Consider the following 7200-nt stretch of genomic DNA (forward strand, 5'->3'; position numbering starts at 1 on the left):
GAGAAGATGTCCACCGAAACCGTCGTCGCAGGTCTCGACGTCGAGCGCTTGCGAGCAGATTTCCCGATCCTGTCGCGCACGGTGCGTGACGGCAAACCGTTGGTGTATCTGGATTCCGGCGCGACATCGCAGCGGCCCGTCCAGGTCCTCGACGCCGAGCGTGAGTTCCTGACGACCCGGAACGCGGCGGTTCATCGCGGGGCACATCAGCTGGCCGAGGAGGCCACCGACGCCTATGAGGGCGCCCGCGAGCTCATCGCGCAGTTCGTCGGCGCGACGTCGGACACCATCGTGTTCACCAAGAACGCGACCGAGGCGCTGAACCTCGTCACCTACACCCTCGGCGATGCACGTTCCGCGGACATCCTGGGCGGCAAGCCGCTCGGTCCCGGGGACACCGTGGTGATCACCGAACTCGAACACCACGCGAATCTCGTTCCGTGGCAGGAGCTGTGCCGCCGTACGGGTGCGACGTTGACGTGGTACGGAGTCACCGACGACGGTCGTATCGATCTGGACTCGCTCGTACTCGACGAGAGCGTCAAGATCGTGGCGTTCACTCACCAGTCGAACGTCACGGGTGCGGTTGCCGATGTGGCCGAGTTGGTGCGCCGTGCTCATGCGGTGGGCGCCTTGGTCGCGCTCGACGCGTGCCAGTCGGTGCCGCACATGGCCGTCGACTTCGCTGCGCTCCACGTCGATTTCGCCGCATTCTCCGGCCACAAGATGTTCGGACCGTCCGGCGTTGGTGTGCTGTACGGAAAGTCGCAGCTGCTCGATGCGTTGCCGCCCTTCATCACCGGCGGCTCCATGATCGAGACGGTGACGATGGAGGTGTCCACCTACGCACCGCCGCCGCAGCGTTTCGAGGCGGGCGTGCCGATGACCTCGCAGGTGGTCGGTCTCGGTGCAGCGGTCGAGTATCTGAACGGGATCGGGATGGATGCCATCGCGGCTCATGAGCACGAGCTGACCGCGCATGCACTCGACCGATTGGCCTCGATCGACGGTCTGCGCATCGTCGGGCCAACCACCGCGGAGCGTCGCGGCGGTGCGGTCTCGTTCGTGGTCGACGGAATCCACGCTCACGACCTCGGGCAGATCCTCGACGACGAAGGCGTCGCCATCCGGGTGGGCCATCACTGTGCATGGCCCCTGCATCGCCGTTTCGGAGTCGCGGCCACGGCCAGAGCGTCATTCGCCGCATACAACACGACCGCGGAGGTCGACGCGCTCGCCGCCGCGATCGTCAAGGCGCAGCAGTTCTTCGGGGTCACCGGGGCGAGGGGAGGTGTCTGATGCGGATGGAGCAGATGTACCAGGAAGTCATCCTGGACCATTACAAGCATCCGCACGGGCGTGGCCTGCGCGACCCGTTCGGGGCCGAGGTGCATCACGTGAACCCGACGTGCGGCGACGAGGTCACATTGCGAGTGGCGCTGTCCGACGACGGACGCACTGTCGCCGACATCTCCTATGACGGCCAGGGTTGTTCGATCTCGCAGGCATCCACCTCGGTGATGCACGACCAGCTGGTGGGAGAGCCGGTGGAATCCGCTCTGGCCACCTTGGAGTCTTTCAACGCGATGATGACGTCGCGAGGCAAGGACGAGGGCGACGAAGAGCTCATCGGCGACGGGATAGCGTTCTCCGGCGTCAGCAAGTATCCGGCACGAGTGAAATGTGCGTTGCTGGGATGGATGGCGTTCAAGGACGCGTTGGCACAGTCGGTGGACAGCAGAAATCATCAAGAAGCGGAGTCAGCATGAGTGACGAAACCACCACCACCACCACACCAGACGCCCCGACGACCTCGCTGCCACAGCTCGAGGACGTCGAGGAGGCGATGCGCGATGTCGTCGACCCCGAACTCGGCATCAACGTCGTGGATCTCGGGCTCGTCTACGGCATCGAGATCACCGACGACGCGGTTGCGAAGCTCGACATGACTCTGACGTCGGCGGCGTGTCCGCTGACCGATGTGATCGAGGATCAGTCCCGTGGCGCACTGGTGAGCAGTGGGTTGTGCACCGACCTGGAGATCAACTGGGTCTGGATGCCGCCGTGGGGCCCGGACAAGATCACCGACGACGGCCGTGAACAGCTGCGCGCCTTGGGGTTCACCGTCTAGCCTTGCGTTCGCGTTTCCGCCTGGGGCGGTGTGGCTGAGCGCGTCCCAGGATCACTTCGACGTTCGGGAACATCCGTCGAAACTGGCCGATGACGAAGGCACACGATTCGCACGTGGTGTTGTTGGTGTAGAGCTGGATGCTTCCTCGGACATGCGGGTAGACCTTGTTGCCCTGGAAGCTGTCGCTGGGTGCCCGGTCCGGCAGGCCGGCGAACCTGGTCGCCACGTACGACAGGATCTTGATCTCTGAGTCGGTGTGTCGCGGCATCTGTTTCGGCGCCTGGCCCGCGCGTGGTCGTTTGGAAGGAATGACCAGAGCTTGGAAGAACGGCGTCCAGGTTTCCGACGATTCCTCGATCTCCAGTGGCTCCTGTTCGTATCCTGTCCCGACGCCCAGACCGCCTCCGCTGATCGCGGCAACGGAACCACGCTCACCGTTGATGTCGTACCAGGCGGTTCCGACCTCTTTCTCCCTGGCCTTCCGAATGGTCGGTTTGTCCACAGGGTTCGACGAGAGTTTGAACGCGAGACTCCGGATCATTTGAGACATCAGGCCGAGGACGTGCATCCTCTCGGTCTCTGGTCCGGGCCGTTCGACAAAGGGCAGCAGCTGCATGATCTGACCCGCTATCACCTGAGCCTGGGCCAAGCGGTTCTCGCGGCTCTCGCGCTGCCGGTCCGTTTCGTTGTCGCGCACCAGGGCAATGGCGGCGAGGATGGTCCGGACGAGTTGGTCGATCGGCTGGGGATTGCTCGCCACCATGGCTTTGCCGCCCACACCCGAATCAGGGACGAAGACTCTGTGTCCGAACCCTTTCAAGTCGAATCGCTTCTCCAACGGTCGGTGTGTGACCTCCGGACCCTTCGCATGATCGGGCGTCGCGCCGGGCAACTTTCCCTTCACCCATTCCTTCCCGGCCTTGACCTTGCCCGTCACCCACTCCTTGCCCGCCGCGGCCTTTTCCTTGGCCTTGCTGCCGATTCCCTTGACGCCGCGGATGATCGGTCCGGCGAGCTTGAGGCCCGCGCCGATGACGACGTCGAGCGCTTTGGTGATCGGCTTGCGTAAACGATCGACGATGGCGCGGATCTTCTGACCGATGCCGCCGATGCCGATCACACTGGCGAGGAACCCGATCAGGACCGGCACCATCTGGCCGAGTGCATCCTCGATCTTGGCGACCACACTGCTCACGTTGCCGCGCACGATGTCCACGGCCGAGTCGATGATCGTGTTGACGAAAGCGAGAATCCGTTCGGCGTTGTCGACGAAGAACATGATGATGTCGTAGATCAGCTTGCAGGCCTTGATGAAAGCGGCCGCCGGGTTGAGTAGTCCGATCAGCCAGGTGATGCCTGCGGTGATGACGCGGGTGACGACGAAATCCTTGACCTGTTCGAGGATCATCTCCTTGATGTCACCGAGTTTGTCGACCAGCATCTGCCAGAGCCCGCCCACGCCGGTCGAGGCGATGGTCCGGAAGATCTCCACGCCCTTCTCCACGGCGGCCATGGCCGGTTCGCCGATCTGACGGACCAGTCGCGAGCGGATGTTGCGCCAGGTCAAACCGAACAGGGACGCAAGGAGTTTGACGATGCCCTGCAGGTCGAAACTGTCGGGCAACTCGACCCCGCTCTCGGCCAGCGCGCCGAACAGCCAGTTCATCAAACCTTTGCGGAGATGGTCGAGGATGTTCTCCTTGAAGCGCAGGATGCCACCCTTGACGCCCTCGACGAGGTTGCCCAGGAACCGAATCGGGTGCTTGATGATGTCGCCGACCACGTGGGCGACCCGCGCGAGAGTGTCCATCAGCATCGAGGCCAGTTTGCGAATCGTGTTGATCACGGCCTTGATTGCACCGATCGCCTTGTCGACCAAGCCCTTGTTCTCGGCCTGTAGTTCTTCGATGCGTTCGTCGAGGCCTTTACGTGCCTCGGTGTATTTGGTCGCCAGGGTGTCGACGAGGGCATCCTTCTTGGCGTCGACGTCCTGTTCGAGTTGTTCGAAGCGGTCGCCGATCTCCGACGATGCTTGTGTGCCCAGTTTCTTGAGGTCTGCTGGGAGACTCTTGACGTAGGTGGCGATCTGGAGCTTGCCCGCTGCGATCCGCTTCTTGGCCGCTCCGAGATCGGCCGCGACGATGTCGGCCACCTTGGTGATCACACCGTCCATCTGTTTCAGGTAGAGCTCTCGCCCGGCCGCGTAGAACTCGTTGACCTTGTCGGGCATGCCGACCAATTTGTCCTTGGCCCAACGCAAGCCACCGAGCCAACCGCTGTAGCGGTCCTTCTTGTACGCCGCCATCTTGGCCGAGACGTAGGTCTCGAACAGCTTGCGCGCCGCCGCCTCGCCGTCGTCGAACGCCTTCTCGACCTTGGGGTCGAGCCCGTCGAGCAGCGCCTTCACGTCGGTTTCCGTCTCGGTGAAGATGGCTTGTACACGGGCGGTGACCGCGGCACGTTTGGCCTCGTCCTTCGATTTGGTCTTTCCCTTGGCGGCGACGAGCCCGGCGAGCGCCGTGGCTTTGCTGCCGTGCATGCCGACGATCCCCGACGTGGTCGCAGCGGCAGCCTCGGTTCTCGTGGTGCCGATGACGCCGGCCTCGTGCGCGCGGAAGGAGGCCGGCGCAGCGTCGGCATGTGCAGCGGCGACCTGCTTGTCGGCGAGTGCCTGCTGGAACTGCGGTTCGTTGGATTCGGCGAGCTGTGTTTCGTCGACCTGCGCGTCGGTCATCTCCTGATCGGCCTGCTGTTTGCCGGCTTCGAGATTCAACTGCTCAGGCGGAGCCGGCTTGGGCACGGCACCGGCGGTGGGGATCGCCGGTGCGGGACCCTGCAGCTCTGGCCCCATCGGGGTCACCGGTTTTGGGACGGCCTTGCCGGTGTCCGGCGCAGCGGCGGTGGCAGTCGCGATGTCTTTGCTCTGCCCGTCCTTGCCTTGTGTCACAAGGCTCTTGACATCCCCCTTGACCTCGCCGGCCTTGCCCGACTCGGCGAACTTGTCGGCTTCCGTCAACGTCTTGGGTGACTTGGCCTCGATGGCGGCCTTCACCGCGGCGATGAACGCTTTCTTATCGAATGCCCCCGCCTGCTGGGCGTCCATCGAGTCGACCTTGGCGGCCTTGGCCTGTCCGGCGAGGTCGTCGCTCGGCGCCAGTGCAGCGTCCTGCGCCTCCTTGGCCTTCGACGTTGCCCGCGGATGCGCTCGTTTGGTGGCGGCGGCCGTCGCGACGCCGGTGGTCACCGCCGAGAACTCCGGGTCCCGATGCGGTGGCATGAACTGCGGAGCGACCGGTGGGGCGCGGAGCTCATCGGCCGACAACGAGGTGCGGGGAGCAGCGGGAGCGCGGGGTGCGCCGCCGACCACAACGCCACCGGCCGAGGCAGAGCCTGTAGGTCGCGCCACTTTCGCGGCTGCGGCCCCGAGCGGGCTCTTCGGGGGCACCGGTTTACGCGGCGGCACAGGCTTTTTCGACTCCACCGAAGCCGGTCCGAACCCGGTCATGGTGACCGCGAGCGCTGACGGCGGAGGCTTCGGGCCCTCCAACTCGACCGGTACACCGACCGCTTTGGCGGCCTTCAGCCCTTTCTCGACGATTCCGATCTCGGGTTCGTCGTGGCGCATCTCGCGCAGGGCCGCAGAGATCTCCGGCTTTCCGGGCGCCCGGAATCTGCCGAGCAGGAGCGCCTCGACGGCACCATTGCCTGCGGCTCTCTGCAGCGCGGTCACCCCGGTTGACGAGGGGTGCGACGCGGCCGCGTGCCGGCGGCCGGTCACCAATGCGTCGGTGACCGGCCGCTGCTCACGGGCCGGCTCGGTCATCGGGACGAGTGGTCGGGGAACTGGCGGTCGGTGTGCATCGCTCGCTCACTTCCGTCGGGTGGTTTCACGATCCGCCGTGTGGGCCGAGTGGGGAAGGTACGGAGGGCTGCCTCTTCGGGTTCTGTTCGGTGCCCGACCGGGCAACCGGCAGGTCCGACGACGAGGGGTCATCGATGCCCGATTCCTGGGCACCGCGTGATCGGGGGAGTAGAACCGAATTGTGGATGATCCACCGAATGACACATCCGAGGGCGGATCGGCGTCGGACGGCCGATTCCGGCGCGTTCGTCGGTGGCGCCCACCGGTGCACGAGTCTCGGGTCGAGAAGATGATCCGCGAGGCAACCGAGCGTGGTGAGTTCGACGATCTGCCGGGCATGGGCAAGCCACTCGATCTGTCCGACGCCGACGACCCGGACTGGTGGGTCAAACGCAAGATCCGCGACGAGAACCTCGACTCGTCGGCCTTGCTGCCGATGCCACTGCAATTGCGCAAGGAAGCCCAGGGGTTTCCGGCGTCGCTCATGGATCTCGCATCAGAGGAGGCCGTGCGTGAGGTTCTCGACGACTTCAATCGCCGGGTCCGCGAAGCGCACCTCGTGACCCGGGCCGGGATTCCGACCCTCATCACCGCGCACACCGTCGACGTCGACGACCTGGTCGCCCAGTGGCGCGACCTGCGCCGAGGGTAGCGCTTCGAACGGTCGACAACCGCCGACAGATGGTTAGGCTGGACGTGTACCGACCAACGTGAGTTCTCTGACGGAGGTGTGCGATGACCGTGAACGATCCGCTCCCGTCGGCCGACGAGGCCGATGTCATCGAGCAGTCCATCGTCGTCGAGGGTGACGACGACTCCGACGATTATCCGGCAACAGATCGCGATGTGGTGTCCGACGAGGACGAGGCGATCAGCCCGGTCACACCCGGTCAGCGGCACTGAGCTCGATCTCCTCGCCAATCACAGACAGTGATTGCAGTCCGGAGTCCCGACGTTGACCTCGGGACTCCGGAGTTCCCCAGGCGCCGGCCACTTGTGCCAAAAGGTTGTCGGTGGGGTGGGTTAGTTTGTTTTCAGCACAGTGATTGAGTGACGACGGTTTGTGAGACAGGGCCTTTCGGGTCGGATGACGAGTGGTGCGGGTTTCTCGTGTGCACTGTGGACTTTGTTCGTGACCGGTCGAAAGGCGTGTCGTGTCGTCGTCGTTGCTGGGTTCGCCCTCACCCTGGCCTGGGTTGCCGCTCGG

General features: G+C 64.6%; 6 protein-coding genes. 5 read left to right on the forward strand and 1 reads right to left on the reverse strand.

The window, feature by feature from the left end:
- The first annotated feature begins 6 nt into the window (after positions 1 to 6).
- Genes AAFP35_RS10715 through AAFP35_RS10725 form a run of 3 tightly spaced genes read left to right on the forward strand, consistent with a single transcriptional unit; the run spans position 7 to position 2131 of the window.
- Positions 7 to 1299: a cysteine desulfurase gene (locus AAFP35_RS10715; protein ID WP_419221543.1), complete on the forward strand. Its 1293-nt coding sequence runs from the start codon at positions 7 to 9 to the stop codon at positions 1297 to 1299.
- Positions 1299 to 1769, forward strand: a complete 471-nt coding sequence (gene sufU, locus AAFP35_RS10720; RefSeq protein WP_419221544.1) for a Fe-S cluster assembly sulfur transfer protein SufU — start codon at positions 1299 to 1301, stop codon at positions 1767 to 1769. The genes AAFP35_RS10715 and sufU overlap by 1 nt, the downstream gene beginning before the upstream one ends.
- Positions 1766 to 2131, forward strand: coding sequence for a metal-sulfur cluster assembly factor (locus tag AAFP35_RS10725; protein WP_419221545.1), 366 nt, complete (start codon positions 1766 to 1768; stop codon positions 2129 to 2131). The genes sufU and AAFP35_RS10725 overlap by 4 nt, the downstream gene beginning before the upstream one ends.
- Here AAFP35_RS10725 and AAFP35_RS10730 read toward each other — a convergent pair.
- The gene (locus AAFP35_RS10730; protein WP_419221546.1) at positions 2121 to 5954 is read right to left on the reverse strand and encodes a deaminase domain-containing protein; all 3834 of its coding nucleotides are present in this window, start codon (positions 5952 to 5954) and stop codon (positions 2121 to 2123) included. The two genes, AAFP35_RS10725 and AAFP35_RS10730, sit on opposite strands and share 11 nt — an antisense overlap.
- Positions 5955 to 6282: 328 nt before the next feature.
- On the opposite strand from AAFP35_RS10730, the gene AAFP35_RS10735 reads away from it, so the two are divergent.
- Both AAFP35_RS10735 and AAFP35_RS10740 read left to right on the forward strand, forming a co-directional pair.
- Positions 6283 to 6645: a DUF1992 domain-containing protein gene (locus AAFP35_RS10735; protein WP_419221547.1), complete on the forward strand. Its 363-nt coding sequence runs from the start codon at positions 6283 to 6285 to the stop codon at positions 6643 to 6645.
- Between the two features lie 83 nt (positions 6646 to 6728).
- Positions 6729 to 6896 carry a hypothetical protein gene (locus tag AAFP35_RS10740; protein ID WP_419221548.1) on the forward strand — a complete coding sequence of 56 codons (168 nt, stop codon included), beginning with the start codon at positions 6729 to 6731 and terminating at the stop codon, positions 6894 to 6896.
- The last annotated feature ends 304 nt before the right edge of the window (positions 6897 to 7200 follow it).

It is taken from the genome of Gordonia sp. CPCC 206044 (genome assembly GCF_048537895.1).
Classification (GTDB): Bacteria; Actinomycetota; Actinomycetes; order Mycobacteriales; family Mycobacteriaceae; genus Gordonia.

What these genes read in the sequence shown, in the direction of transcription:
- AAFP35_RS10725 (WP_419221545.1), top strand. Translation starts at nt 1,766, where the DNA reads ATGAGTGACGAAACCACCACCACCACCACACCAGACGCCCCGACGACC.
- AAFP35_RS10740 (WP_419221548.1), top strand. Translation starts at nt 6,729, where the DNA reads ATGACCGTGAACGATCCGCTCCCGTCGGCCGACGAGGCCGATGTCATC.
- sufU (WP_419221544.1), top strand. Translation starts at nt 1,299, where the DNA reads ATGCGGATGGAGCAGATGTACCAGGAAGTCATCCTGGACCATTACAAG.
- AAFP35_RS10735 (WP_419221547.1), top strand. Translation starts at nt 6,283, where the DNA reads ATGATCCGCGAGGCAACCGAGCGTGGTGAGTTCGACGATCTGCCGGGC.
- AAFP35_RS10730 (WP_419221546.1), bottom strand. Translation starts at nt 5,954, where the DNA reads ATGACCGAGCCGGCCCGTGAGCAGCGGCCGGTCACCGACGCATTGGTG.
- AAFP35_RS10715 (WP_419221543.1), top strand. Translation starts at nt 7, where the DNA reads ATGTCCACCGAAACCGTCGTCGCAGGTCTCGACGTCGAGCGCTTGCGA.